Source organism: Bacillus sp. MT94, assembly GCF_058792475.1.
The window spans coordinates 931803-956364 of sequence record NZ_JBXAEZ010000002.1 but is presented as its reverse complement, the minus strand read 5'-3'; the positions used below and the strand labels follow the sequence as shown (position 1 = coordinate 956364).

Here is a 24562-nt window from a genome sequence, read left to right as displayed (position 1 = left end):
AGAAACAGAAGAGCTAGAAGAAGTAGAAGTAATTGCGGAAACGGAAGAGCTAGAAGAAGTGGAAGTAATTGCGGAAACGGAAGAGCTAGAAGAAGTAGAAGTAATTGCAGAAACGGAAGAGTCAGAAGAAGTAGAAGTAATCGCAGAAGCAGAAGAGTCAGAAGAAGTGGAAGTAATTGCGGAAACAGAAGAGCTAGAAGAAGTAGAAGTGATTGCGGAAACGGAAGAGCTAGAAGAAGTGGAAGTAATTGCGGAAACAGAAGAGCTAGAAGAAGTAGAAGTAATTGCGGAAACGGAAGAGCTAGAAGAAGTGGAAGTAATTGCGGAAACAGAAGAGCTAGAAGAAGTAGAAGTGATCGCAGAAACAAAAGCGCCTGTAGTAGAGACATTTGTAGCACTTGAGGAAATTCAGCAAGAAGATGAAGTAATTGAACAAAACAATGAATTCATACATGTAGCTGAGGCTGATGAACAGACAAAGAACGATGTTCAAAGCTTTGCGAATGTTTTAATTGCAGAAACAGAAGAAAATAAACGAGTTGAAGAAGAAGCACCGGTCGTAGAAGAGCAATCAGTTGAAGAAGAAGTGCCGGTCGTAGAAGAACAACCCGTTGTAAAAAAAGAAGAACCAAAACGTGAGAAAAAGCGTCATGTACCATTTAATGTTGTTATGTTGAAACAAGATAGAACACGATTAATGGAAAGACATGCAGCTAGAGCAAATGCAATGCAGCCTTCTGCTAATGTACGAGTAGAGAATAAGCCAGTACAACAAGAGGTAGCAGAACCACAAGTGGAAGAACAGCCAATGCAGCAGGTGGTAGTAGAATCACAAGTGGAAGAAAGCCCAGTGCAGCAAGTAGTAGCAGAACCACAAGTGGAAGAACAACCAATGCAGCAAGTAGTAGCAGAACCACAAGTGGAAGAAAGCCCAGTGCAGCAAGCAGTAGCAGAACCACAAGTGGAAGAACAACCAATGCAGCAAGTAGTAGCAGAACCACAAGTGGAAGAGCAACCAATGCAGCAAGTAGTAGTAGAACCACAAGTGAAAGAACAACCAATGCAGCAAGTGGTAGTAGAATCACAAGTGGAAGAGCAACCAATGCAGCAAGTGGTAGTAGAATCACAAGTGGAAGAGCAACCAATGCAGCAAGTAGTAGCAGAACCACAAGTGGAAGAACAACCAATGCAGCAAGTAGTAGCAGAACCACAAGTGGAAGAACAACCAATGCAGCAAGTAGTGGTAGAGCAAGTACAAAAGCCAATTTCAAGTACGGAAGTAAAAGAGAAGGCATATGTTGTAAATCAAAGAGAGAACGATATGCGAAATGTATTGCACACACCACCGACATATACTGTTCCACCATTAGCGTTGTTGTCAATTCCACAGCAATCAACACTAGATAATACAGAGTGGTTAGATGAGCAAAAAGAATTATTAGATACAACGTTTAATAATTTTCATGTTGGAGCACATGTTATTAATGTATCGCAAGGGCCAGCAGTAACTCGTTTTGAAGTACAACCAGACCCAGGCGTGAAAGTAAATAAAATTACAAATTTAAGTGATGATATTAAGTTAAGTTTAGCTGCGAAAGATATTCGTATTGAAGCGCCGATTCCAGGAAAGAGTGCGATTGGAATTGAAGTTCCAAATAAAGAAAGTAAGCCGGTATTTCTTCGTGAGATTTTAAGAAGTCCTGTATTCACAAAGAGTGAATCGCCACTTACTGTTGCGCTTGGACTTGATATTTCAGGTGATCCAATTGTAACGGATATTCGGAAAATGCCGCACGGACTTATTGCGGGTGCAACGGGTTCAGGTAAAAGTGTGTGTATTAACGCGATTTTAACGAGTATTTTATATAAAGCGAAACCACATGAAGTAAAGTTAATGTTAATTGATCCGAAGATGGTTGAGCTTGCGCCATACAATTCTGTTCCGCATCTTGTAGCACCTGTTATTACGGATGTAAAAGCAGCGACAGCTGCGTTAAAGTGGGCAGTTGATGAAATGGAGCGTCGTTATGAATTGTTTGCGCATGCTGGTGCTCGTGATTTAACTCGCTATAATACAATTGTAAGTGAGCGAGATATTCCAGGTGAGACATTACCTTATATCGTTATCGTTATTGATGAGTTAGCCGATTTAATGATGGTAGCACCAGGTGATGTTGAGGAAGCAATTTGTCGTATTGCGCAAAAAGCACGTGCTTGTGGTATTCATTTATTAGTTGCGACGCAGCGTCCATCTGTAGATGTTATTACAGGGTTAATTAAATCAAATATTCCAACGCGTATTGCGTTTACTGTATCATCTCAAGTTGATTCACGTACGATTATCGATATTGGGGGCGCGGAAAAATTACTTGGCCGTGGTGATATGTTATTTTTAGGGAACGGTACATCTAAGCCAGTTCGTGTACAAGGTGTATATGTATCGGATGATGAGATTGAAAAAACAGTTGATCATGTGAGAAAGCAAATGAAGCCGAATTACTTATTTAAGCAAGAGGATTTATTAGCGAAAACAGAACAGGCTGAGTCGGAAGATGAGCTGTTCTTTGATGCATGTCAATTTGTTGTAGAACAAGGGGGAGCGTCCACATCTTCTGTACAGCGAAAATTCCGTATTGGTTATAATCGCGCAGCACGTCTCATTGAAGAGATGGAATCGCAAGGGATTATTTCTGAAGCGAGAGGAACTAAGCCGAGAGATGTCCTTATTTCTGAGGATGAATTTGCTGCTATGCAGGAAACGAATGTATAGTCCACGGTTTTGCTGTATACTAATAGAAAATGTTGGATAGTAAAGTAGGGAGTAAAGCGACATGAAAGAAATTGAATTAAAATTAAAAGGTGAAATAAATCGACTAACAAATAAAACATTTAAATTTGACGAACGCGTTGGGGAAGGTTGGTTCTCCGCCGTTTACTTTTTAAAAACTAGAGAAATTATTGAAGAATTTCGCCCAAAAAGTGTTGTAACGATGCAATTTTTCCAAAAAGAAAATGCAGTTCTTTGCGGAACAGATGAAGTGATTGCATTGCTGCAAACATTCGCTAAAAATCCTGAGGAACTTGAGATTCACTCTTTAAAAGATGGCGATAAAATTAGTCCATTTGAAACAGTGTTAACAATTCATGGTCCTTATGAGAATTTCGGATTTTTAGAAGGTGTAATTGATGGGATTTTAGCTCGTCGTACATCGGTTGCAACAAACGTATATAATGTTGTCCAAGCTGCACGTAGTGTAGATAAAGAAAAACCAGTTATTTTCATGGGAGATCGTGACGATCATTATACACAACAAGCTGGTGATGGTTATGCAGCATACATCGGAGGTATGAGCGCACAAGCGACGCATGCGATGAATGAATGGTGGGGCAGAAGTGGTATGGGGACAATGCCTCACGCATTAATTCAAATGTTTAATGGTGATGTTGTAGAAGCGGCAAAAGCATATCATAAGAAATTCCCAGAAGATGAATTAGTTGTACTCATTGATTACAATAATGATGTTATTACAGATGCACTTCGTGTAGCGCGTGAATTTGGATCAACATTAAAAGGTGTGCGTGTAGATACGTCTCGCACAATGATTGATCAATACTTTATTCGCCACCCAGAAGTACTTGGAACATTTGATCCACGTGGTGTAAACCCATCGCTTGTATTTGCACTTCGCAAGGCGCTTGATGAAGAAGGATTCCAGCATGTAGACATCGTTGTAACTGGTGGATTTGATGAAAAGCGTATTCGTGAATTTGAAGCTCAAAAGGTACCTGTTGACATATACGGGGTAGGAAGTAGCTTGTTAAAAATGAATATTGGCTTTACTGGTGATAATGTAGAGTTAAATGGGAAACCAGAAGCAAAAGCTGGTCGTAAATATCGTCCAAACCCGCGTTTAGAGCGTGTTCAATTAGAAAAAAGAGAAGATATGTAAAAGAGAGAAAAACTGATAGGTGATTGACCCTATCAGTTTTTCTGTTATCATAGTATAGCGGCTTCTTTTTTGCTATAATGGACTTGTTATGGACATATAAAGAAGTACGTACGAGTTTATCCTGATAAGTGAAGGGAAAGAATAACTTCACTACATCAAAAATGTATGATGATTACCAAAATAAGAAAAGATTCATATACTGTCTTATAGATAGGCCGTTGTATTAGTTCGAAATGTTGGAGGTTCTTTAAGATGACAGTTTACCATTTTGTAGGAATTAAAGGAACAGGAATGAGTTCATTAGCGCAAATTCTTCATGATATGAAGCATACTGTTCAAGGGTCTGATTATGAAAAGCGTTTCTTTACACAAACAGCGTTGGAAAAGCGTAGTATCTCGATCCTTCCTTTTGATAAGAATAATGTAGAAGAAGGACAAGTGATTATTGCAGGAAATGCATTTCCTGATACGCATGAAGAAATCGTAGCAGCAAAAGAATTAAACATCCCAGTCCATCGTTACCATCACTTCTTAGGTGACCTGATGAGCCAATACACAAGTGTTGCTGTAACTGGTGCACACGGAAAAACATCAACAACAGGTTTGTTAGCCCATGTAATGCAAGGTGCACACCCGACATCTTACCTTATTGGAGATGGAACAGGGCATGGGGTAGAAAATAGTAAGTATTTTGTATTTGAAGCTTGTGAGTATCGTCGTCATTTCTTGTCTTACAATCCAGACTATGCAATTATGACGAATATTGATTTTGATCATCCAGATTATTTTGCAGACATCAATGATGTATTCAGTGCATTCCAAGAGATGGCATTGCAAGTGAAAAAAGGCATTATTGCATGTGGAGATGATGAAGAACTTCAAAAAATTCAAGCGAAAGTACCTGTTATTTTCTATGGATTTGGAGAAGATAATGATTTCCAAGCACGTAACATTCAAAAGAGAACAGATGGCACGATATTCGATGTATTCGTTCGTAATACGTACTATGACACGTTCAAAATTACAGGATACGGCAACCATAGCGTATTAAATGCATTAGCAGTAATCGCGCTTTGTCATTATGAAAACGTTGATGTAGAAGCAGTAAAACATCAATTAACAACTTTTGAAGGCGTAAAACGTCGCTTTAATGAAAAGCCGATGGGAGAGCAAGTAATCATCGATGACTACGCACACCATCCGACAGAAATTAATGCAACGATTGAAGCTGCTCGTCAAAAACATCCAGAGCGTGAAATTGTCGCTGTATTCCAGCCACATACATTCTCACGTACAGAAAAGTTCTTAGATGAGTTCGCAGAAAGCCTAAGCAAAGCTGACCAAGTATACTTATGTGATATTTTCGGATCAGCACGTGAAAACAAAGGTGAATTAACAATCGAAGATCTGCAAAAGCGTATTGACGGTGCAGAATTAATTACAGATACAACAACGGATGTATTAAAGAAACATAAAAACGGCGTTCTAATTTTCATGGGCGCAGGTGACATCCAAAAATTCGAAGCGGCTTACGTAAAAGAAGTTCAAGTTGCAGAGAAATAATAGAAAAGACGCATAGCTTGGCTGTGCGTCTTTTTTGTTGTGTTCAACTTTTATTTATGTATTGACCTAGAGCTAACTCTAGGTTGTAAGATGAAAATGTAAAAACAAGGGGGAGAGAACATGTATAAAATCGGTGAAGTAGCAGAATTAACAGGGATGGGCATTCACACTTTGCGCTACTATGAGAAATTAGGTTTATTACCACCACCAACGCGATATAGCGGTATTCGTCAATATACAGAAGGCGATGTACGTTTATTAAAATTTTTATATTCATTAAAACAAACTGGGATGTCATTAGAAGAGATGGCTGAGTTTGCAAGTGATGGGTGCATTATAGAGGAAATTAGGCAGAAGAAAGAGGAAGTACCAGCGAAAGTAAAAAAGAGAATTTCCATTTTAACAACGCACTTGGAGCGATTAAAAGAACAGCAGGAACAATTGCAAAAAGTTATTCAGCTAACGGAGGAGAAGTTAGAAATTTATTACGGTTTTCTAGAAGAAAAGGACTTGGAGGCCGGCAATGAAAAATAAAGTATATACGCAGTTATTAGGTTTTGCGATATTTACTGGTGGGACATTTAATGCGTCGAAATATGCGGTGCAGTATTTCGACGTAATTCATATAGCAGCATGGCGTTTTGGGATTGCTGCATTTGTGATGTTATGTTTGTTAAAAATACGAAAAGATTTTGATTTGAAAGTATGGATGCAGAATAGGACCTATTATCTTTTGCTAGGTATTGTTGGTGTATTCGGCTTTAACTTCTTTTTCTTTTTAGGAATGAAATATACAGAAGCTGTTAATGGTGCACTTATTATGGCGACAAATCCTCTCGTTACGACGCTGTTAGCAAGTGTCATTTTACGAGAGAAAATTGTGAAGCGCCAAGCTATTGGAATGTTACTTGCACTAATTGGCGTTGTTTTTGTACTTACACAAGGTTCGTTTACAATACTACAACATTTATCATTTTCAAAAGGGGATTTTTATATTTTATTGGGGAATATTTGCTGGGCGTTATACGGCGTGCTAGGCAGACGGTTTATTAAAACTGGTAATCCAATACAAACGACGACATATACGATGACTATTGGTGCACTCGCCTTTATTATCATATCTTCTACACAAAAAAGTATAGTACCAGTTTTAGAAATTCCTTTGTTGGCATGGGGAGCAATTCTCTTTATGGCAATTGGAATGAGTGTGCTTGGTTACTTATGGTGGAATAATGGAATTGCTCAAATTGGTGCAGCAAGGACATCATTATTTTTTAATCTAGTGCCTGTTGTTACAATACTTATTTCTTTTATTGAAGGAGTCAATATAACATCTGCACAATCTGTAGGAATGATATTAGTTATTACGGGAGTATCGTATTCTTCTGGTTTTATACAAAGAAAATCAAAAGAAAGTGTTAATATTTAACTTTTTACACCTAAAAATGTTAGAATAATAAGAAAACTAAAAAGGGGACTAAAAAGCATGTTCACACTCCGAGTAGATGACGAAATCGAACTACAATTACTAGAAAAACATCATAAAGAGGAATTATATCAATTATTAGATCAAAACCGTAATCATTTACGGAAATGGCTCCCTTGGGTAGATGGGACAAAATCTGCTGATGCTTATGATGAAATTTTTCCGATGTGGTTAAAGAAGTTTGCAGAGGGAGACGGTTTTGAAAGTGGTATACGTTACAAAGGAAAGCTCGTTGGGATGGTAGGTATTCATCCAGTGAGCTGGGGGAAGAAAGCCGCGAGTCTTGGGTATTACCTTGCAGAAGATACTGGAGGAAAAGGCGTTATGACGCGTAGCGTGAAGGCTGTGCTTCAATATGCATTTGAGAATTTAAAATTAAATAAAATGGAAATCCGATGCGGTGTTGAAAATGTGAAAAGTCGCGCTATTCCAGAGCGTTTAGGGTTTAAGTTAGATGGTATTTTACGAGATGAAGAATGGTTATATGATCATTTCCATGATGTCGCTGTATATAGTTTATTAGCTTCAGAGTGGAAAGAAATTCGATGAACGAGAAAATTCGTATTGTTCCGTATGAAAGTACGTTTCAAGAGGAAGTAGTAGATCTTATCGTTCATATTCAGCAAAAAGAGTATAATGTTCCCATTACGAAAGAAGAGCAACCTGATTTACTTGAAATAGAAATATTCTATCAAAAGGATCACGGAAACTTTTGGGTAGCAATTTATGATGGTAAAGTAGTTGGAACAGTAGCTTTATTAGATATTGAGAATCATCAAGTAGCGCTAAGAAAAATGTTCGTACAAAAAGAGTTTCGCGGAAAAGAATGGGGCGCATCACATATGTTGCTTCAAACAGCAATTTCATGGGCTGAGGATAAAAAATTGAAAGATATTTACTTAGGAACAACAGTAAAATTTTTAGCGGCACATCGTTTTTATGAAAAGAATGGTTTTCAAAGTGTGAGTATAGATCAGTTGCCGAAAAATTTTCCAGTGTTACAGGTAGATAAGAAATTTTATAGGTACATTGTGTAAAAGGTCATTTAGAAATGGCCTTTTTCTATGAACCAAAATGGAAATAGTGGTATAATTTGGATTAGGGGGTGTAGGTATGAACTTTCCAATTCAAAGAAGTAAGTCAGTAGTCATTTTTGTTTGTCTTACGTTAGCTTTTATGTGTATATATCCAATTTTCATGCTTTTCACTAATAAAGCGCATTGGATATCGGCGTTGATTGGGATGGGTTTATGCTTCATTGTAAATGTACCACTTGTTTGGGAAGTATTTATTAAAAAACATAAAGTAGAAAATGGCGTATTAAAGTACGGTGTTTTAAATGACGATATTGTATTGAAAGAGATAAGAATAATTCGTCAAGTTGGGAAATCGCTTGAAATTACGACGAATGCATATAAAGTACATATAATTGCGATGCCGCAAAATATGAATGAATTTTTGGCGCTTATTGAGAAAGAAAATCCACATGTGAAAATAGAAATGGTAGGTAAGAAATGAAATATGTAAAACCTTTGTTTTGTTTGGAAATTTTGCTTGTGTTTGCTATCTGCACTAGGGTAAATATGAAATGGAACCTGCCTTTATATGTACCAATATTAATAGGTACTATCGCAGTGGCACTTTTATATTATTTTCATTTTCAGCAAACAAAAAGTAAGAACAGTAGATCGATATAGGGTGAGGATAATAAAAAACGCTCGGATATAATTCCGAGCGTTTTTTATTATTTTAAGTTTTCTGGGTTTAAAGCTTCTAATTCAGGTACAACGAAGCGTCCGTCTTTACGGATTAGTACGTCGTCGAAGTAAATTTCACCGCCGCCGTATTCAGGGCGTTGGATGCATACTAAGTCCCAATGGATGTTTGAGTTGTTACCATTCCATGCATCGTCGTAAGCTTGTCCAGGAGTGAAGTGGAAGCTGCCATCGATTTTTTCATCGAATAGGATGTCTCCCATTGGATGTAAGATGTATGGGTTTACGCCGATTGCGAATTCACCAACGTAGCGTGCGCCTTCGTCTGTATCGAAGATTTTATTAATGCGTTCTGAATCGTTTGCAGTTGCTTCAACGATTTGGCCGTTCTCGAACTTAAGTTGTACATTTTCAAATGTATAACCGTTGTAAGGAGATGGTGTGTTGTAAGAAACTGTACCGTTAACAGAGTCACGAACTGGTGCAGAGTATACTTCACCATCTGGAATGTTTAAATGACCTGAGCATTTAATTGCTGGAATGTCTTTAATAGAGAATGTTAAGTCAGTTCCAGGACCAGTTAAACGAACTTTATCTGTTTTATTCATTAATGTAACAAGGCTATCCATCGCCTTATCCATTTTACCGTAGTCTAAGTTACATACTTCAAAGTAGAAGTCTTCGAAAGCTTCTGTACTTATTTTAGCAAGCTGTGCCATAGAAGCATTTGGGTAGCGAAGAACAACCCAGCGTGTTTTTGGAACGCGAATGTCTCTATGAACTTTTTTGCCAACTGTTTGGCCATGAACTTTCATACGCTCACTTGGAACGTCAGCTTGTTCATTAATATTATCGCCAGAGCGAAGACCGATATAAGCGTCCATGTCTTTCATTACGCTCGCTTCATATGCAGCGATTTGTTCGAAATGTTCTTCAGTAGCACCCATTAATAAAGAGCGATCTACTTGATGATCTTTTAAAGAGACGAATGGGAAACCACCAGCTGCATATGCTTCTTTTACAAGTGCAGTTACAAGTTCTTTTTGTAAGCCAAAGTTTTCAATTAATACTTTTTCACCTTTTTGTAAGCGGATAGAGTAGTTAATTAAATTGTATGCTAACTTTTCAATACGTGGATCTTTCATATGTAAAGCCTCCCTACTAATTATGTATCCTCTCCTATTGTAACCTACTTAGTGGAATTTGTTGAATGATTTATGTTACAGTTAACGAATAAGTATGAAAATTCTAATGATGAGATAGGGATTAGAATGAAACGGAAAATGATTGTATAATAGGGGAAAGTATGAAAAAGATAAAGGAAGTGATGAAATGCAAGTTCTTTTATATGTAAGTGCGGCTATTATCGCGGTTGCTTTCGCAGTATTAGTAGTGTATGTATGCAGAACGTTGTTATCGGTTCAGAAGACGTTAGAAAACGTTGCAAGCACGTTAGAAGGTTTAGAAAAACAAATGCAAGGAATTAGCGTAGAGACAGAGCAATTATTACATAAAACGAATGCGTTAGCTGATGATATTCAACAGAAGTCACAGTCATTAAATAAAGTGGTAGCGGGTGTAGATGGGATTGGAACGACAATCCAATCCTTAAATACGAAGCTTCGTAATGTATCAGACTCTGTAACGGACGAAATTGAAAATAACGCTGATAAAGTAGCGCAAGTTGTACAGTGGAGCAGTGCGGCGATTGAAGTATACAATCATTACCGTGCGTCGAGACAAGAGAAGAAGGTTGAAAAAGAAGAGCGTAAATTAGAAAGAATTGAGAAAAACGCTGAAAAGAAAGAGAAGCGCTCTAGATTTCGTATGAGAGGTGAATCGTGATGAATATGACAAAGCTTGAAACAATTGAAGAGCTTGAAGTCTTAGTAGAAAAGAATGAGCCGTATGTTCTTTTTAAACATAGTACGACATGCCCGATTAGTCACGGTGCATACACAGAATTTCAAGCGTATTGCAGTGAAGAAAGAGAAGTGCCAGCGTATTACTTATACGTACAAGATGCAAGAGATGTGTCAAATCGTGTTGCAGAACAATACAGTATTAGACATGAATCCCCGCAAGTATTATACATAAAAGATGGTATGGTAGTATGGAATACATCTCATTGGAATATTAAAAAAGATGCTTTAGAAGAGAATATAAAGTAAAAAGAAGCAAGCTAAAGGTGCTTGCTTCTTTTTTTTGTTTTTGTTGAAATATATTTAATGGTACACTATTAATAGTTCAAACTAAATAACTAGATTGTTGAAAGTAGGTTTTAAGTAATGAAGAAAATGGCATTATCCTTCGCAGTCGTAAGTTTATTACTGGGAGCTTGTAGTAACAATAGTAATACGATTAGTAAGAAGGATGAAGTTATACAAAAAGATACAAAAGAAAAAAGTATGATTCCGAGAACTGCTGTTTCTAAAGATTATTATAGAACTGTTATTCCTTTAAAAGAACAAAAGGTTATTAATACAGCTAATATAAAAACAAATTCTAAATTAGATTTAGCAGAGTATGAAAATGGTTTAATAAATATTGCAACGCAGCAATTTGATACAGAGAGCCACGTACTGCAATTAAATCAGTATATTCCAGAGAAACTAGTTGATGAACTAGTTGCAAAAGTAGAAGCGCCAGTTTTGACGAATATTATAGAACAAGACTATTTCGGAAAACAGAATTCAAATGAATTAAGTTTATCTGGTGTTATGATTGGCTTAGCTATGTCTTCAAGTGTATCGAATGAAGAAGCTATGTCTAAAGGGTCTGAAGTTGCTAAAAAACTTATTGAAGCTATTAACAAAAATGATAAATATAACAAATCTCCAATTACGTTTGCTATCTTTAAGCAAGAAAGTACAAGTTCTTTAAAAAATGGTACGTATATTGCTAGTGCTACTGTTCAAAAGAATGATACGAACCTTGGAAATTGGAGTACAATTGATGAAAAGTCGTATTCATATCCTTCTGATGAATTTACACAAGCACATGGAGAAGATAATACAAAAATAACTAACTTTGCTAAGGAAATAAAAGGTTTTTCTACTGGAGATTTTATTCCAGTCAACGCAAAAGTTTCTTATAAGAAAGATCAAATGGATACATTAAATATGAATATTGTTATTAAATATAACGGTAAAACAGAATTAATGGCTCTTACCCAATTGGCTGCGCAAGGTATGTTGGACAAATTGCCTAAAGATGCGAAAGTACAATTACAGATCAAGTCCGAGAGTAAAATTGAGGCCGTTATTATAAAAGAGAAAAACAGTGATAAACCGTTTGTTTCCTTCTTGTAAAAAAGACAGTATGTAAACTGTCTTTTTTTTTATTTTAAATGAAAAATATACAATGTTTTTTGATGGTAATTCATTGCTGTATATCGTGTGACAATCGTATATGTATCAACTATAATAAGTTATCTTAAAAAAGTAATATATAGGAATTTGAAAGATGTGGCTTTTTTATGGCATCACAACAATTAGGTCGTTTACGTTCTGAAATTGATCAACTTAATTTACAAATATTAGAGTTATTAAACGAAAGAGGTCGTCTCGTACAAGAAGTTGGTACTTTAAAAGAAGTATAAGGTGTGAAACGTTTTGATCCTGTACGTGAAAGAAATATGCTGGATTTAATTGTAGAGAATAATAATGGTCCATTTGAAACTTCGACTTTACAACATATTTTCAAACAAATTTTTCAAGTTGGTTTAGAGTTACAAGAAGAGGATTATCGTAAAGCACTACTTGTGTCTTGTAAGAAAAAATAGAAGATACGATTGTTGAAATTAATGCGTGGTGGTGCTTTCAAGCCACATACTTCACCGTATGATTTTCAAGGTCTTGGATTAGCAGGATTACAAATTTTAAATCCAAATGATATTGAGATGTCATTAGATTACGTTGATGTTATTCAAATTGGCACTCACAATATGCAAAACTTTGATTTGCTAAGGGCAGCTGGTGCTGTAAATAAACCAGTATTATTAAAACGTGGTCTATCAGCAACGATTGAAGAATTCATTAATGCGGCAGAATATATGATGGCAAAGGGAAATGGGAACATTATTTTATGTGAACGAGGTATTCGCACGTATGAAAGAGTGACGCGTAAGACGCTTGATATTTCCGCTGTACCGATTTTAAAGAAAGAAACACATTACCTGTTGTTGTCGATGTAACGCATTCTACAGGGCGACGTGACCTTCTCTTATCAACTGCAAAAGCAGCGATGGCAATTGGTGCAGACGCAATTATGGCTGAAGTACATCCAAATCCCGCTGTAGCTTTATCAGATGAGGCGCAGCAAATGAATATTCCGCAGTTCAATGATTTTATGAATGAATTAAAATCATTTGGAAGTAAATTATAAAAACTTTTAATGAGCTGTTCCAATAAGGTGTTTTGGGGCATCTGTATAGAGACTGTCATTGTCGATTTTTGTTGGTAAGTTGATATATTTAAAAAATCGCTGATATAATTAGAGTTGTGGTAGATATATTTGGAAAATCGCTGATATATTTCGAGTTACGGTTCATATATTCGAAAAATCGTCGATATAAATTTCATTTACTATCGTACCGCTTAAAATAAGATTTCTACTTAGGAAACATCTATTTTTTTACAAAAAATGCTCTTTTTTCATAAAAAATACGAAAATACGAGAAAAGAAGCGAATTTTTTCGAAACTTTTGCGGGAAAATATTGTATGAGCCTGCGTTTTTATCGTATCATTAGTAAAAGGAAGAACTCGGGACGATTGGTGGCATCTGCAAATAGAGTTGATGTCTTTTTTTCATTCAAGTAACCGATACATAAAAATAGATAACAAAAATAGAAGGAGTGTGCGATGAGATGAACGTAACAATCTATGATGTAGCGCGCGAAGCGAACGTTTCAATGGCTACCGTATCACGCGTTGTGAACGGTAACCCAAATGTAAAGCCTACAACAAGAAAGAAAGTATTAGAAGCAATTGATCGTTTAGGGTACCGACCAAATGCGGTAGCACGTGGACTAGCAAGTAAGAAGACAACTACAGTAGGTGTTATTATTCCTGATATCTCAAATACGTTTTATGCAGAACTTGCACGTGGAATTGAAGATATCGCAACAATGTACAAATATAACATCATTTTAAGTAACTCTGACCAAAACAAAGAGAAAGAGTTCCATTTATTAAATACGATGCTTGGAAAGCAAGTGGACGGAATTGTTTTCATGGGTGAAGATATTACAGACATTCACATTGAAGAATTTAAAAAATCTCCAGTACCAATTGTATTAGCAGCGTCATTCGATGAGCAAAATGAAACGCCATCAGTAAATATTGATTATACACAAGCAGCTTACGATGCAATGAAGCACTTTATTGAGCAAGGACATAAGCGTATCGGTTTCGTCTCTGGTCCATTCATTGATAAAGCGGGAAGCGCGAAAAAGTTACAAGGTTATAAAAAAGCTTTAGAAGAAGAAGGTATTTCATATGATGAAAATCTTGTAATCGATGGAGATTACACATATGACTCAGGTATCGAAGCATTCGAAAAGCTTTGGAGCAATGATGAAAAGCCAACAGCAATCTTCGTATCGTCTGATGAAATGGCACTAGGTGTAATCCATGCAGCACAAGACGCTGGATTAAACGTACCAACTGATGTAGAAGTACTTGGTTTTGATAATACACGCCTTGCATTAATGGTTCGTCCGCAACTTTCAACAGTTGTACAACCGATGTATGATATCGGTGCAGTAGCAATGCGTCTATTAACAAAGTATATGAACAAAGAAAAAGTGGAAGATCACACTGTTATCTTACCTCACCGTATCCAATTTAGAGATTCAACGAAGTAAGTATAAAAAAGCTCACAGCGATTGCTGTGAGCTTTTATTCATATTCAGGATAATATTTTTCAATTACTGTATCTACAGTTTCATTTTTCTTAACGTGTAAAAATCTTGCGTACAATTCTTTTCCAGTTTCAAATGGCGTATCGTCTAATTCAAACACATGTAACACTTTTCGGAACGTCCATGTGATTTGCTCATCATACATATTATCGTATGTGTGCTCCGATTGTATAGCTATCTTTTCACCTAGTTCATGAGCTTCTTCTAAACTGTTTGCCTTAACAAGAATAATACTTTCTTCAAAAAGTGTATCGTGATTCTCTTCATAATGCTCATCAATTTTCGTAGGATCAGGCTCACCAGTATGAACAGACTCAAACAATAATTTTACAGCGTACACATTATGCTGCATGTTTCACTTTATAAATAATACTTGCGACAAGCGAAGCAGGTATTGTAAATACGTTACTTTGATAATGGTAATGTACTTGGGATTCTTCATAAGACATGTTGTCATATAGTTCGTTTTGTGAGACATTCATTTTTTTCTGTTTTTCTTTGAGCATTTTAATGTAGTTGTACTGTATTGGGACGAGAATGATGAAATAAGCTAATACGATTAGTGAAATCCAAATCATTATGAACACTCCCTTACAAAGAATATTTGTATATGGTAATTATATCAATTTATATGAAAAATATCCATATTTTCCTAGTGGTCAATTTCTTTTCCAAAATGCAAAAAGTTCTTCAGCGCTTCGTAAATTATGTTCAAGGCATGTTTGGGCAGTGCGTTTTAAAACTTTGTATTAACTGTTCAAATCTAGAAGGGTCATATTGTTTCACATGGCCAGTAATAATGGTTTCATCTTTGTCTAAGTCAATTGTAATTTAATCGAATCACTCTACTTGTTTAAAATATCCTACAATATCATCTTCCAATTGAAATTCTCCCTAGTTTATAGCTTATTTAGAAGATTTCTCTATAAATTGTATGATTCCTTGTTATATGTCACATAAGTGCAAATTTACCTATTATAGGGCAATGTCATGTATAATAGAAAGAAAAGGCTTGTGAGGGGGGAGAAGAGATGATCGTTCTTTGGATAATTACGCTTTGTATGACTGCTATTTTTGCATATATGACGTTAAAACAAAATGGCTTAAAGCGATTTGTTCCAGGAAGTATTCTTGCAGGAATTGCCCTTATCACGTATGTAATTTCTATTTTTATTGAAAGTGTATCAGTAGATATGAGCACAAGTTTAATGTTTATTGGTATTACACTATTTGCAGGTAGCATTATGGTACTTATGGTTGCTGGTATTATTTTATTTATTCATATGAATTCGGAAACGTTATAGCATATAGAAAAGGCATGTCCCGAGGGACATGCCTTTTTATCCGTTCAATTATGCTCTATCTTTAGAAGAGTTTTGCTGTTTTAGTAAGTCGCGAATTTCGCCAAGAAGTTCTTCTTCTTTTGTTGGTTCTGGAAGTTCTTCCTCTTTTTCTTCTTCTCTTTTAGATGTTAGTTTGTTGAAAACTTTAACAAACATAAAGATAGCAGCTGCAATAATTAAGAAATCAAAAATAGTTTGGATGAAGTTACCATACATAATAGATGATTTACCGAATGTAATTTTTAAATCTGTAAAGTCAACGCCACCTAATACCATACCAAGTAATGGTGTGATGATATCTTTTACTAAAGAACTAACGATTTTACCGAATGCAGCACCGATTACAACCCCGACAGCTAAATCGATTACATTACCTTTGAATGCGAATTTTTTAAACTCGTTCCACATGTGTTAATCCCATCCTTTCCACGATTCATTATGAAATTTATAATTCCTATCAACATATTCTATAGAAATTTACGAGAGAAATAAAGAGGAAATGGGAATGAAAGTAAATTCTGAAAAATGTATCCGTTTTAATTTTTGTTTACATCATCTAGTAAAGATTGTAGCATTTGCTGCGTTTTTAATCCTTCTAATCCATCTACAACAGGCTTTGTATCTCCGTGTACACATTCAATAAAATGATGAACAGCATCTTCAAAACCACGTTGTTTTAACGTTGTATCCCATGATGGGGAACCGCTTTGTGAAACTGAGTTTTCCTGTTCAATTTCAAATGTGTTCATATTTTTTACGCGAATGATTTTCCCTGGCGTTACAAGTTCAATTTGTTCTAAATTTGTACCGGCATGGCGATGCATTGCAGTAGAAAGTAACAGTCCACTTGGAGTTGTATATGTATGATGTCCGTAAAGAAGTTCATTCTTTTCATTGATTTGCATCATATTGTGAACGACGTTAAGGTCATTATTAGCTAACCAGCGAGCTGTATCTACAATGTGTAAATAATCATCTAACATAGTGAAATTGTACGTATATGGCCCGACTTTATTTGTGCGATGCTTTTCAATTCGAATCCATGAAATATCATTAGCCTGTTCTTTGGCAGCGACATACATAGGAACGAATCTGCGATTAAATCCGACCATTAATTTTCGGTTATATTTCTCGCTCAACTCGACTAGTTGCTCAGCTTGTTCCACTGTAGCTGCTAGCGGCTTATCAACATAAACGTCGATCCCTTTTTTCAGAAGTTCAGAAACGATTTCATAATGTGATGCAGTTGAACTATGCACGAAGATTGCATCGCATTCCGAAGCTAACATTTCAATAGAATGAAAGTCTTGAATCCGGTATTGCTGGCAAACTTGTTTTCTTTTTTCTGCGTTAGGTGTAAACGCCCCTACAAAATTCCAATCAGTTTCTTTTGTAAGTGTTGGAAGATAGGCCTTTTGCGCAATACTTCCAAGTCCAATCATCCCAATTTTAGGTTTGTTCATTTTTATTCCCACCCTATTAATATTAATGTAACGGCTTAAATGTAGCATAGGGTGGGGGAGGAAGGCAAAAATTAGCTTTTTACTTACGTCCTTCTAACAAAATCTTCTCTATCTCTTCAAAGTGATGAGCGCGAGCATGCTCTAACGGGGTAACACCATCATGGTCTGGAATATTTACATCTGCACCGTGCTCAATAAGAAGGCGAATGACTTGTTGCTGTGTTTCGTTTCCGTTACTTAGTACGATGGCTTCCATTAAAGCTGTCCATCCGAGGTTATTTACATGATTTACATCAATAGTTGTTCGAGTGAGGAGTTCTTTTATAACGTCAATATAGCCATGTTCTGAGGCTGGGATAAGAGCTGTTCCGCCGTAACGATTTGTAATCATAGGATCTGCACCAGCATCAATTGTTAATTTTAAAATGTCTAAGTAACCTTCCGCACCGGCGTATAGAAAGGGATTATTTTTCATGTCATCTTGGATATTTACGTCAGCACCAGCTTCGATAAGTGCCTTTGTGGTTTTTACATCATTTTTGTATGTAGCAATCATAAGCGGAGTGCGTCCTTGACTATCCGTCGCATTTATATTTGCGCCTTGTTTTAGTAAAGATATAACAGTATTCGTTTCATTTTTTTCAGTAGCTGCTAGTAGTGCAGTCTCCATGTTTATCATCTCCTTTTTTACTTCTTGTTCTTGCGAGCATCCTTGTAAAAAAATTACGCAACATATCATACTGAATGTTTTTTTGAACATGGAATTTCAACCTCCTAATTTCAACTGTAAAATAGGAACATTAAATTTTTATAAACTGACGCTAAAATTACTATAAAATCGCTTGAGTATTTGAACATATATTTTTATGCTTATGAATATGAAGGATGGGTAAAGTGAGGATGTAAATGATGTCTATTAAAACAAGGTTTTTATTTTCTTATATTGCTGTAATTCTCGTTTCTATTACGCTCATATTAGTCGCGGGATTTTTAATTGTTTTTTCGATAACAGGTGACTTGGAAGCAGTGAAAAATTTCTATAAAAGTTCTTACATTCAAAAACCGCTTACACCAGAAGAAGAGAATGCCTATCTTGAATTAAAATTAGCGGCAAAGCAACATCAATCTCAATTATTAGATGAATCGTTCGTTTCATCAATTGAAAAAGAAGGCGTGAAAATAATTGTAAGAAAGGGAGAAAACATTTCTTATGCTACAAAGGGTTTTGAAAGTTCGACTTTAACAGAAGCCCTTCCGAAATTTGAAGCAGCAAATATTAATAGTCGTGGTACAACGGAACTAGGTGATACATTTTATCGATATGTAAAATTTGATTTTTATTTTGCAGAGAAAGAAGAAGGGAGTATATTTGTACTAAAAAAGCAAAGTTCATTTGTAGACCTTACACAAAAATTATTTCCAATCTTATTCGTATCGCTTTTACTATTAGCTATTTTACTTATTGGGTTATTAAGTTATCTCGTTTCAAGAAGTGTAATAAAACCAATTTTTGTATTGAAAGGCGCAACAGAGAAAATTAAAGAAGGAAATTTAGATTTTCAAATGCCAGTTACATCGCACGATGAAATAGGTCAATTAAATCAAGGATTTGAGGAAATGAGGAAGAAGTTAAAAGAATCGATTGAAGTACAAACGCAGTATGAAGAAAATCGAAAAGAACTTATTTCAAACATATCGCATGATTTAAAAACACCGATTACATCTATTATCGGATATGTAGAGGGAATAAAGGACGGGGTAGCAAATACGCCAGAAAAAATGGATAAGTATTTAACGACAATTCACACGAAGGCAAAACATATGGACACACTCATTGATGAACTCTTTTTGTTTTCAAAGCTCGATTTGAATCGAGTTCCATTCCAATTTGAGACAGTTGAATTAAATACGTTTATGCAAGAATTAATAGAAGAGATGCAGATGGATTTAAGTGAAGAAGGTATAGAAGTTAACTTACAATTACATTCATCGCCATTATATGTAACGGCTGATTGCGAAAAGATAAATAGAGTTATATCAAATTTAATTCATAATAGTGTGAAGTACATGGATAAAGAAGAGAAGAAAATTACTGTAACAGTATCGAGTGATAACAATAAAGTTATTGTGAAAGTGATGGACAATGGATCAGGTATAGAATCTGATACGCTACCGTATATCTTTGAACGTTTTTATCGTGCAGAACAATCGCGAAATTCTAGCACAGGTGGAAGTGGACTTGGTTTAGCAATAGCGAAGCAAATTGTTGAAGAACATGGCGGGGAAATTTGGGCGGAAAGCGAGCTTGGTAAAGGCACAAGCATTTTCTTCTCATTGGAAAAAGTAGAGGAATGTGGTGAGTAAATTGAAAAGAATTTTACTAATAGAAGATGAAGTAAGTATTGCAGAATTACAGCGAGATTATTTAGAAATTAATGATTTCCAAGTTGATGTAGAGCATTCAGGAGAAACAGGTTTACAAATAGCCCTGCAAGAAGAATATGATTTAATTATTTTAGATATTATGCTCCCGAAAATGAACGGATTCGAAATTTGTAAACAAATACGTGCTGTAAAAGATATTCCGATTCTACTTGTTTCAGCAAAAAAAGAAGATATAGATAAAATTCGCGGACTCGGATTAGGAGCGGATGATTATATAACGAAACCGTTTAGTCCAAGCGAATTAGTTGCAAGAGTAAAAGCACATATTGCCCGTTATGAAAGATTATCAGGAAATGTAAGTAAGCAACGTGATACGTTATATATTCACGGAATTTCTATCGATCAACGATCGAGGAAAGTTTTTATAAACAATGAAGAAGTGGCATTTACAACGAAGGAATTTGATTTATTAACATTCTTTGTAACACATCCAAACCAAGTATTAAATAAAGAACAGTTATTTGAACGCATTTGGGGATTAGATTCCGCTGGTGATTTAGCCACTGTTGTCGTCCACATTAGAAAGCTACGTGAAAAAATTGAAAGAGATCCTGCCCACCCGCAATATATTGAAACAGTATGGGGAGCTGGTTATCGTTTTAATGTGTAGGGAACCTGCCGAGTAATTGGCAGGTTTTTTTGTATGTTATTCGAATGAAAAGGAAGGAATAGGTAATTTATGTTAAAATGTAAAGAGAAACAAAACAGAGGAGAGCATGAGGGGCGTGCTATATGTTGGGGGATATATTAAAAGATAATAAATCAAACAAGGCTTTAAAGATTGGAACTAATATCGTACTTATCTTATTGATTATTGGTGCAATACAAATGTTTTATGATGAAGATTCTACGAATGATCATTTTGGTTGGTTCTTTTTTGTGATCTTTTGGGTAATTAAAAGCATTTCTAGCTCTAAGGTAAGTTTAAAAGATAGAGATAAAAAGTCGGTATTACTTGATGTGGGTTTAGTTGTTATTTCTTGTATTTTTTTAGTTGTTTTTAGTGTGAAATATTTCTTTTGAAAAAAGCTCATAGTCTTATAGAGGCTGTGAGCTTTTTGTCAGTGTTTAGGTTTTCTTAATAATAACGGTACTAACGATTTATAAAATGTTTGAGTAGTAGAAGTAAACTGAGTAGCCTCTTCTAAAAAAGGATAATGGTTGCTGTTTTCAAATGGAATGAAGATAGAATTACGTATCCCATCATGCATCTTGATAGAATACTGAATTGGGCACTGTACATCATATCTTCCGCATATAATAAGTGTCTTTGTTTGGATGGAAGGTAAATACTCTCTTAAATCAAATGAAGGATATTCATTGACGAAAGCATTCATCCGGCTAACGGACATTGTTTTTTTGATTGGTTTACAAAAATAAGAGTTGTAGTTTTCTGGTTTATACAATGATAATTTTGTTCTCTTAGTAGATAGTTCTTTCCGTTCTTCACTTGTAAGGTGAGGGCTTTTTAAGTTTTCGATGAGCTCTTGCATATAATGAAATTGTGAATGTTCGGGATGATAAATGCAAAATGGTGTTTCGGTATAGTTACTTGCTGCAGCTCCTACTACGGCTAATGATTGTAAGGAATTTGGATATGTAATCGTATATAAAAGTCCAAGCATACCACCTGTTGAATGGCCAGCGAAATGCCATGTTGGAAGTTGTAATGCTTCTCGTATGGCTTCCAAGTCGTGGATTGTTTCAATCATGCTTAATTCGTTTTCTGACTGGGCGGTTACAGAGCTACCAGTATCTCGTAAATTAATGAGAAATACACGATGCGTAGCAGTAAAAACATCCGCAAAGTAATCACCAGTTTCATTAAATTGTGAATAGTGATGTGTAATACAAAGCGATTCGCCATCTCCTTTTGTAAAGAGTTCAAATGTGCCACGTTTCGTGTGGATCATTTGTCGTTTCCACATAATATCACGACCTTTTCTCATAAAAGTTGGGCCAGGCTGTTATGAAATGAAAATATATCGGCGCATCTCGAAATATATCAGCGATTATTAAAATATATCGACTTACCGACAGAAACCGACAATAAATAAAAGGAGGCTATTCAAAAACGAGCCTCCTTTTCGTTTAGTACAAAGATTTTGTCATATTATTCCGAATAATTTCAAGGGATTTCGCTACAGTTAATGCGTTTTTTTCTTCAATTTCTGGTTTACGGGGGATAGGTTTATACATGTTGTCTGGATCTTCCCATGTGAGGGGAAGTTCTGTTTCTGCTTGTCCTTTCCAAGCTTCAATCCATTCTGGAGGGAGATAACCTGAGATGTTTTGGATGTTGTTCATTTCGAGCCAAATGAGTGCCCAAGCTCTTGGAACGACGCGCCAATGGTCATAGCCACCACCGCCGACAGCGATCCAGCGACCGTCGCAATATTCATTAGCAATTTCACGAGCGAGTTTCGGTATTTCGCGGTAAATATTCATGGTCGCACAAAGGTGTGTAAGTGGGTCATAATAATGTGCGTCAGCACCATTTTGCGTTAAAATAATATCCGGTTTAAAGTACGCTGCAACTTCTTTTACAACAGTTCGATATGATTCTAAGAACGATTCATCTTCTGTAAAAGCATCGAGTGGAACGTTAAAAGAATAACTATAACCATTACCTTGTCCACGTTCGTTTACAGCGCCAGTTCCAGGGAATAAATAGCGACCAGTTTCATGTAATGAAATGGTGCATACGTTAGGGTCATCATAAAATGACCACTGTACACCATCACCGTGATGAGCGTCTGTATCAATATATAGGACGCGTAAACCGTATTTCTTCTGAATATACTTCATTGCGATAGAACTGTCGTTATAAATACAAAAGCCAGATGCTTTACCACGGAAGCCATGATGTAAGCCGCCTCCTAAGTTAAGCGCGTGTTTTACTTTTCCGGAAAGAACAGCATCGACAGCTGTTAATGTACCACCAACGAGCAATGCGCTTGCTTCGTGCATATTTGGAAACATCGGTGTATCTTCTGTTCCAAGTCCATATGTCATCGCAATTGATTTTTCTAACTTTCCTTCTCCAGCACGTTTTACCGCATTTATGTACTCCTCTGTATGAACGTAGGCAATCTCTTCATCTGTAGCCATCCGTGGTGAGATGATTTGGGAAGAAGAGATGAAACCGCCCTTTTGTAATAAATCATACGTAAGTGTGACGCGCAGTTGGTTAAAAGGATGATCAGGGCTAAATGAATAGCCCCGAAAGTCATCCGAATAAATAAACGCGCTACTCATGCTTGCATCCCCATGATGTTCGGCCATAATACGCGATAGCCTTCTGCTTCAAGTGCATCAATCACTTTTAGAGGATTCATCGTTTGAATGCGGAAAACAAGTACTTTATCATTCTCATCTTTTGCTGGATAGACGAGAACGCTCACGATATTTATTTGTAAATCACTAAAAATAGCAACGACTTTTCCAAGAATACCAGGTTCGTTTTTTACTTGAATTTCAATTTGTGAACTCGGTTGATGTGCCCCTGTTAATTTCACTAACGTGTGCAGTACTGTAGATTCTGAGATGATACCAACTAACTTACCAGCCTTTGTAACAGGAAGGCAGCCAATTTTATTTTCAAAAAATAAAGTAGCAATTTCCTCAACGAAATCGAGAGGGTGGCAAGTCATTACAGGATGTTTCATAATAAGTTCAAGCGGTTGCTGTAGCATATCGAGTGAAACTTGTTCATCTAGAATAGACGGACTTGCATCTCTTACATCCCGATCAGAAATAATGCCTACGACGTGATTATTTTGATCGACAATTGGAATGTGCCGAATGCCTTTCGTGCGAATCGTTCGGATTGCTGTTTCGATTGTATCGTTTGGATGTAGTGTAACTACATTTTGATTCATAATTTCTTCTACAATCATTCCAGTTGCCCCCTTTATTAATACATAAAACGATTGTGAAAACGTAGACGATCAAAAGCTTGAATAGAATCCGTATCAACGCGTTTACCGATGCGGACCATTAAACAGTTGGCGGGATGTGAACAAATTTCAGGATCGTCTGTAGCCATCCATTGTAGCCCGCCGGCATTCATCATCTTTTCCATTACTTTTCGGTATTCCCACACATTCAATCCTGTTTGTTTCAAATCCCAGTGCCAATAATATTCAGTCGTCAATATAATGTAATCTTCCATATAATCGTCCATCATAGAAACCTCTAGTAAGTTCTTTCCGACAGAACTCCCGCGGAAGGCTGGGACTACTTCAATTGCCCCGAGCTCAATTAAGTTTTCCATTTTTCCTTCTGACCATCGTTCAAGTGGATCAGGATATAAATATGTAACATATCCAACAATCATTTGGTCATGTCTAGCAATAATGAGTCGAGCTTCTGGTAATTTAGAAATTTCGACAATTGCTTTATATTGCTGTTCAGCAGGACGAAATGCAACTAAATCTGGATGAAATTCATACATTTCAAGATTATGTGTAGAGACAGGACCTTCAATAATTAAAGTGCCTTTCGCTGTTTTTAAGTTTCTAGCATTGTATATTTTTTTATGAATCAATGTATTGCTCACCACCTTGAGGGTTTGTGAATCTATTAATATCGTACTTTATAATATATGCGATGTGAATCGAATTTTGTCATTAAAAATTTGTCTAAAAATCAACAAATATACTGAAAATTTT

The 24562-nt window shown here is 36.1% G+C and carries 27 protein-coding genes and 1 pseudogene; 18 read left to right on the top strand and 10 right to left on the bottom strand.

Going from position 1 to position 24562, the window contains the following annotated elements; translation table 11 throughout:
• The 9 genes from AC1Q51_RS10710 to AC1Q51_RS10670 all read left to right on the top strand — a co-directional run.
• The coding region (locus AC1Q51_RS10710) for a DNA translocase FtsK (protein WP_492331492.1) at positions 1-2770 on the top strand (2770 nt) is incomplete at its 5' end.
• Between the two features lie 61 nt (positions 2771-2831).
• Positions 2832-3950: a nicotinate phosphoribosyltransferase gene (locus AC1Q51_RS10705; protein WP_016080041.1), complete on the top strand. Its 1119-nt coding sequence runs from the start codon at positions 2832-2834 to the stop codon at positions 3948-3950.
• Positions 3951-4202: 252 nt separating this feature from the next.
• Positions 4203-5513: a UDP-N-acetylmuramate--L-alanine ligase gene (murC, locus tag AC1Q51_RS10700; RefSeq protein WP_000219468.1), complete on the top strand. Its 1311-nt coding sequence runs from the start codon at positions 4203-4205 to the stop codon at positions 5511-5513.
• 120 nt (positions 5514-5633) lie between these two features.
• A complete protein-coding gene (locus tag AC1Q51_RS10695) occupies positions 5634-6047 on the top strand; it encodes a MerR family transcriptional regulator (RefSeq protein WP_075718451.1) in 414 nt (137 codons plus the stop codon).
• Positions 6037-6942, top strand: coding sequence for a DMT family transporter (locus tag AC1Q51_RS10690; RefSeq protein ID WP_000792469.1), 906 nt, complete (start codon positions 6037-6039; stop codon positions 6940-6942). Before AC1Q51_RS10695 ends, AC1Q51_RS10690 begins: the two co-directional genes overlap by 11 nt.
• A 57-nt stretch (positions 6943-6999) precedes the next feature.
• Positions 7000-7548, top strand: a complete 549-nt coding sequence (locus tag AC1Q51_RS10685) for a GNAT family N-acetyltransferase (protein WP_075718453.1) — start codon at positions 7000-7002, stop codon at positions 7546-7548.
• The gene (locus AC1Q51_RS10680; RefSeq protein WP_075718455.1) at positions 7545-8036 is read left to right on the top strand and encodes a GNAT family N-acetyltransferase; all 492 of its coding nucleotides are present in this window, start codon (positions 7545-7547) and stop codon (positions 8034-8036) included. Before AC1Q51_RS10685 ends, AC1Q51_RS10680 begins: the two co-directional genes overlap by 4 nt.
• A 76-nt stretch (positions 8037-8112) precedes the next feature.
• Entirely contained in the window at positions 8113-8517 is a 405-nt protein-coding gene (locus AC1Q51_RS10675) for a PH domain-containing protein (protein ID WP_090976875.1), read from the top strand.
• Positions 8514-8696, top strand: coding sequence for a hypothetical protein (locus AC1Q51_RS10670; RefSeq protein ID WP_090976877.1), 183 nt, complete (start codon positions 8514-8516; stop codon positions 8694-8696). The genes AC1Q51_RS10675 and AC1Q51_RS10670 overlap by 4 nt, the downstream gene beginning before the upstream one ends.
• 47 nt (positions 8697-8743) lie before the next feature.
• Here the strand turns inward: AC1Q51_RS10670 and AC1Q51_RS10665 are convergent, their stop codons facing one another.
• Positions 8744-9859 carry an aminopeptidase gene (locus AC1Q51_RS10665; protein WP_492331491.1) on the bottom strand — a complete coding sequence of 372 codons (1116 nt, stop codon included), beginning with the start codon at positions 9857-9859 and terminating at the stop codon, positions 8744-8746.
• Positions 9860-10046: 187 nt separating this feature from the next.
• On the opposite strand from AC1Q51_RS10665, the gene AC1Q51_RS10660 reads away from it, so the two are divergent.
• From AC1Q51_RS10660 to ccpA, 5 genes and pseudogenes are all read left to right on the top strand, one after another.
• On the top strand, positions 10047-10559 hold the full coding sequence (locus tag AC1Q51_RS10660; RefSeq protein WP_001197721.1) for a DUF948 domain-containing protein: 513 nt from the start codon (positions 10047-10049) through the stop codon (positions 10557-10559).
• Entirely contained in the window at positions 10559-10885 is a 327-nt protein-coding gene (ytxJ, locus tag AC1Q51_RS10655) for a bacillithiol system redox-active protein YtxJ (RefSeq protein WP_001057469.1), read from the top strand. Before AC1Q51_RS10660 ends, ytxJ begins: the two co-directional genes overlap by 1 nt.
• Before the next feature lie 117 nt (positions 10886-11002).
• Positions 11003-12025, top strand: a complete 1023-nt coding sequence (locus AC1Q51_RS10650) for a CamS family sex pheromone protein (RefSeq protein WP_492331490.1) — start codon at positions 11003-11005, stop codon at positions 12023-12025.
• Between the two features lie 167 nt (positions 12026-12192).
• Positions 12193-13100 (top strand): annotated as a pseudogene (locus tag AC1Q51_RS10645) (bifunctional 3-deoxy-7-phosphoheptulonate synthase/chorismate mutase).
• A 482-nt stretch (positions 13101-13582) separates the two neighbouring features.
• The gene (gene ccpA, locus AC1Q51_RS10640) at positions 13583-14581 is read left to right on the top strand and encodes a catabolite control protein A (RefSeq protein WP_001103303.1); all 999 of its coding nucleotides are present in this window, start codon (positions 13583-13585) and stop codon (positions 14579-14581) included.
• Between the two features lie 34 nt (positions 14582-14615).
• Here the strand turns inward: ccpA and AC1Q51_RS10635 are convergent, their stop codons facing one another.
• Both AC1Q51_RS10635 and AC1Q51_RS10630 read right to left on the bottom strand, forming a co-directional pair.
• The gene (locus AC1Q51_RS10635; protein WP_053565471.1) at positions 14616-14978 is read right to left on the bottom strand and encodes a DUF4288 domain-containing protein; all 363 of its coding nucleotides are present in this window, start codon (positions 14976-14978) and stop codon (positions 14616-14618) included.
• A 1-nt stretch (position 14979) separates the two neighbouring features.
• A complete protein-coding gene (locus tag AC1Q51_RS10630; RefSeq protein WP_000637899.1) occupies positions 14980-15216 on the bottom strand; it encodes a DUF3949 domain-containing protein in 237 nt (78 codons plus the stop codon).
• A 453-nt stretch (positions 15217-15669) separates the two neighbouring features.
• Here AC1Q51_RS10630 and AC1Q51_RS10625 point away from each other — a divergent pair, with 453 nt between their 5' ends.
• Positions 15670-15942: a DUF3917 domain-containing protein gene (locus AC1Q51_RS10625; RefSeq protein ID WP_000636589.1), complete on the top strand. Its 273-nt coding sequence runs from the start codon at positions 15670-15672 to the stop codon at positions 15940-15942.
• 48 nt (positions 15943-15990) lie between these two features.
• Here the strand turns inward: AC1Q51_RS10625 and mscL are convergent, their stop codons facing one another.
• The 3 genes from mscL to AC1Q51_RS10610 all read right to left on the bottom strand — a co-directional run bounded on the left by mscL (position 15991) and on the right by AC1Q51_RS10610 (position 18204).
• Positions 15991-16389, bottom strand: a complete 399-nt coding sequence (gene mscL / locus AC1Q51_RS10620; protein WP_000267003.1) for a large-conductance mechanosensitive channel protein MscL — start codon at positions 16387-16389, stop codon at positions 15991-15993.
• A 128-nt stretch (positions 16390-16517) separates the two neighbouring features.
• Positions 16518-17444 (bottom strand): Gfo/Idh/MocA family protein, encoded by a 927-nt coding sequence (locus tag AC1Q51_RS10615; protein ID WP_492331489.1) that lies wholly within the window; start codon positions 17442-17444, stop codon positions 16518-16520.
• Positions 17445-17523: 79 nt separating this feature from the next.
• Positions 17524-18204 carry an ankyrin repeat domain-containing protein gene (locus tag AC1Q51_RS10610; protein WP_492331488.1) on the bottom strand — a complete coding sequence of 227 codons (681 nt, stop codon included), beginning with the start codon at positions 18202-18204 and terminating at the stop codon, positions 17524-17526.
• A 149-nt stretch (positions 18205-18353) separates the two neighbouring features.
• Between AC1Q51_RS10610 and AC1Q51_RS10605 the strand changes: the two genes are divergently transcribed.
• The 3 genes from AC1Q51_RS10605 (at position 18354) to AC1Q51_RS10595 (ending at position 20912) form a co-directional block, all read left to right on the top strand.
• Positions 18354-19808 (top strand): HAMP domain-containing sensor histidine kinase, encoded by a 1455-nt coding sequence (locus AC1Q51_RS10605; RefSeq protein ID WP_000023857.1) that lies wholly within the window; start codon positions 18354-18356, stop codon positions 19806-19808.
• Between the two features lies 1 nt (position 19809).
• Entirely contained in the window at positions 19810-20499 is a 690-nt protein-coding gene (locus AC1Q51_RS10600; RefSeq protein ID WP_090977622.1) for a response regulator transcription factor, read from the top strand.
• A gap of 122 nt (positions 20500-20621) precedes the next feature.
• Positions 20622-20912, top strand: a complete 291-nt coding sequence (locus AC1Q51_RS10595) for a hypothetical protein (protein ID WP_090976884.1) — start codon at positions 20622-20624, stop codon at positions 20910-20912.
• Between the two features lie 38 nt (positions 20913-20950).
• Here AC1Q51_RS10595 and AC1Q51_RS10590 read toward each other — a convergent pair whose 3' ends face one another.
• From AC1Q51_RS10590 to acuA, 4 genes are all read right to left on the bottom strand, one after another.
• Positions 20951-21838, bottom strand: a complete 888-nt coding sequence (locus AC1Q51_RS10590) for an alpha/beta fold hydrolase (RefSeq protein ID WP_369812828.1) — start codon at positions 21836-21838, stop codon at positions 20951-20953.
• A 142-nt stretch (positions 21839-21980) separates the two neighbouring features.
• On the bottom strand, positions 21981-23147 hold the full coding sequence (acuC, locus tag AC1Q51_RS10585) for an acetoin utilization protein AcuC (RefSeq protein ID WP_082187973.1): 1167 nt from the start codon (positions 23145-23147) through the stop codon (positions 21981-21983).
• Positions 23144-23788 (bottom strand): acetoin utilization AcuB family protein, encoded by a 645-nt coding sequence (locus AC1Q51_RS10580; RefSeq protein WP_000634583.1) that lies wholly within the window; start codon positions 23786-23788, stop codon positions 23144-23146. The genes acuC and AC1Q51_RS10580 overlap by 4 nt, the downstream gene beginning before the upstream one ends.
• 17 nt (positions 23789-23805) lie before the next feature.
• Positions 23806-24438 carry an acetoin utilization protein acetyltransferase AcuA gene (acuA, locus tag AC1Q51_RS10575; protein ID WP_000581393.1) on the bottom strand — a complete coding sequence of 211 codons (633 nt, stop codon included), beginning with the start codon at positions 24436-24438 and terminating at the stop codon, positions 23806-23808.
• Between the last annotated feature and the right edge of the window lie 124 nt (positions 24439-24562).

Coding starts and splice junctions, on each gene's coding strand:
- AC1Q51_RS10705 (WP_016080041.1), top strand. CDS start 2,832: ATGAAAGAAATTGAATTAAAATTAAAAGGTGAAATAAATCGACTAACA.
- murC (WP_000219468.1), top strand. CDS start 4,203: ATGACAGTTTACCATTTTGTAGGAATTAAAGGAACAGGAATGAGTTCA.
- AC1Q51_RS10695 (WP_075718451.1), top strand. CDS start 5,634: ATGTATAAAATCGGTGAAGTAGCAGAATTAACAGGGATGGGCATTCAC.
- AC1Q51_RS10690 (WP_000792469.1), top strand. CDS start 6,037: ATGAAAAATAAAGTATATACGCAGTTATTAGGTTTTGCGATATTTACT.
- AC1Q51_RS10685 (WP_075718453.1), top strand. CDS start 7,000: ATGTTCACACTCCGAGTAGATGACGAAATCGAACTACAATTACTAGAA.
- AC1Q51_RS10680 (WP_075718455.1), top strand. CDS start 7,545: ATGAACGAGAAAATTCGTATTGTTCCGTATGAAAGTACGTTTCAAGAG.
- AC1Q51_RS10675 (WP_090976875.1), top strand. CDS start 8,113: ATGAACTTTCCAATTCAAAGAAGTAAGTCAGTAGTCATTTTTGTTTGT.
- AC1Q51_RS10670 (WP_090976877.1), top strand. CDS start 8,514: ATGAAATATGTAAAACCTTTGTTTTGTTTGGAAATTTTGCTTGTGTTT.
- AC1Q51_RS10665 (WP_492331491.1), bottom strand. CDS start 9,859: ATGAAAGATCCACGTATTGAAAAGTTAGCATACAATTTAATTAACTAC.
- AC1Q51_RS10660 (WP_001197721.1), top strand. CDS start 10,047: ATGCAAGTTCTTTTATATGTAAGTGCGGCTATTATCGCGGTTGCTTTC.
- ytxJ (WP_001057469.1), top strand. CDS start 10,559: ATGAATATGACAAAGCTTGAAACAATTGAAGAGCTTGAAGTCTTAGTA.
- AC1Q51_RS10650 (WP_492331490.1), top strand. CDS start 11,003: ATGAAGAAAATGGCATTATCCTTCGCAGTCGTAAGTTTATTACTGGGA.
- ccpA (WP_001103303.1), top strand. CDS start 13,583: ATGAACGTAACAATCTATGATGTAGCGCGCGAAGCGAACGTTTCAATG.
- AC1Q51_RS10630 (WP_000637899.1), bottom strand. CDS start 15,216: ATGATTTGGATTTCACTAATCGTATTAGCTTATTTCATCATTCTCGTC.
- AC1Q51_RS10625 (WP_000636589.1), top strand. CDS start 15,670: ATGATCGTTCTTTGGATAATTACGCTTTGTATGACTGCTATTTTTGCA.
- mscL (WP_000267003.1), bottom strand. CDS start 16,389: ATGTGGAACGAGTTTAAAAAATTCGCATTCAAAGGTAATGTAATCGAT.
- AC1Q51_RS10615 (WP_492331489.1), bottom strand. CDS start 17,444: ATGAACAAACCTAAAATTGGGATGATTGGACTTGGAAGTATTGCGCAA.
- AC1Q51_RS10610 (WP_492331488.1), bottom strand. CDS start 18,204: ATGTTCAAAAAAACATTCAGTATGATATGTTGCGTAATTTTTTTACAA.
- AC1Q51_RS10605 (WP_000023857.1), top strand. CDS start 18,354: ATGTCTATTAAAACAAGGTTTTTATTTTCTTATATTGCTGTAATTCTC.
- AC1Q51_RS10595 (WP_090976884.1), top strand. CDS start 20,622: ATGTTGGGGGATATATTAAAAGATAATAAATCAAACAAGGCTTTAAAG.
- AC1Q51_RS10590 (WP_369812828.1), bottom strand. CDS start 21,838: ATGAGAAAAGGTCGTGATATTATGTGGAAACGACAAATGATCCACACG.
- acuC (WP_082187973.1), bottom strand. CDS start 23,147: ATGAGTAGCGCGTTTATTTATTCGGATGACTTTCGGGGCTATTCATTT.
- AC1Q51_RS10580 (WP_000634583.1), bottom strand. CDS start 23,788: ATGATTGTAGAAGAAATTATGAATCAAAATGTAGTTACACTACATCCA.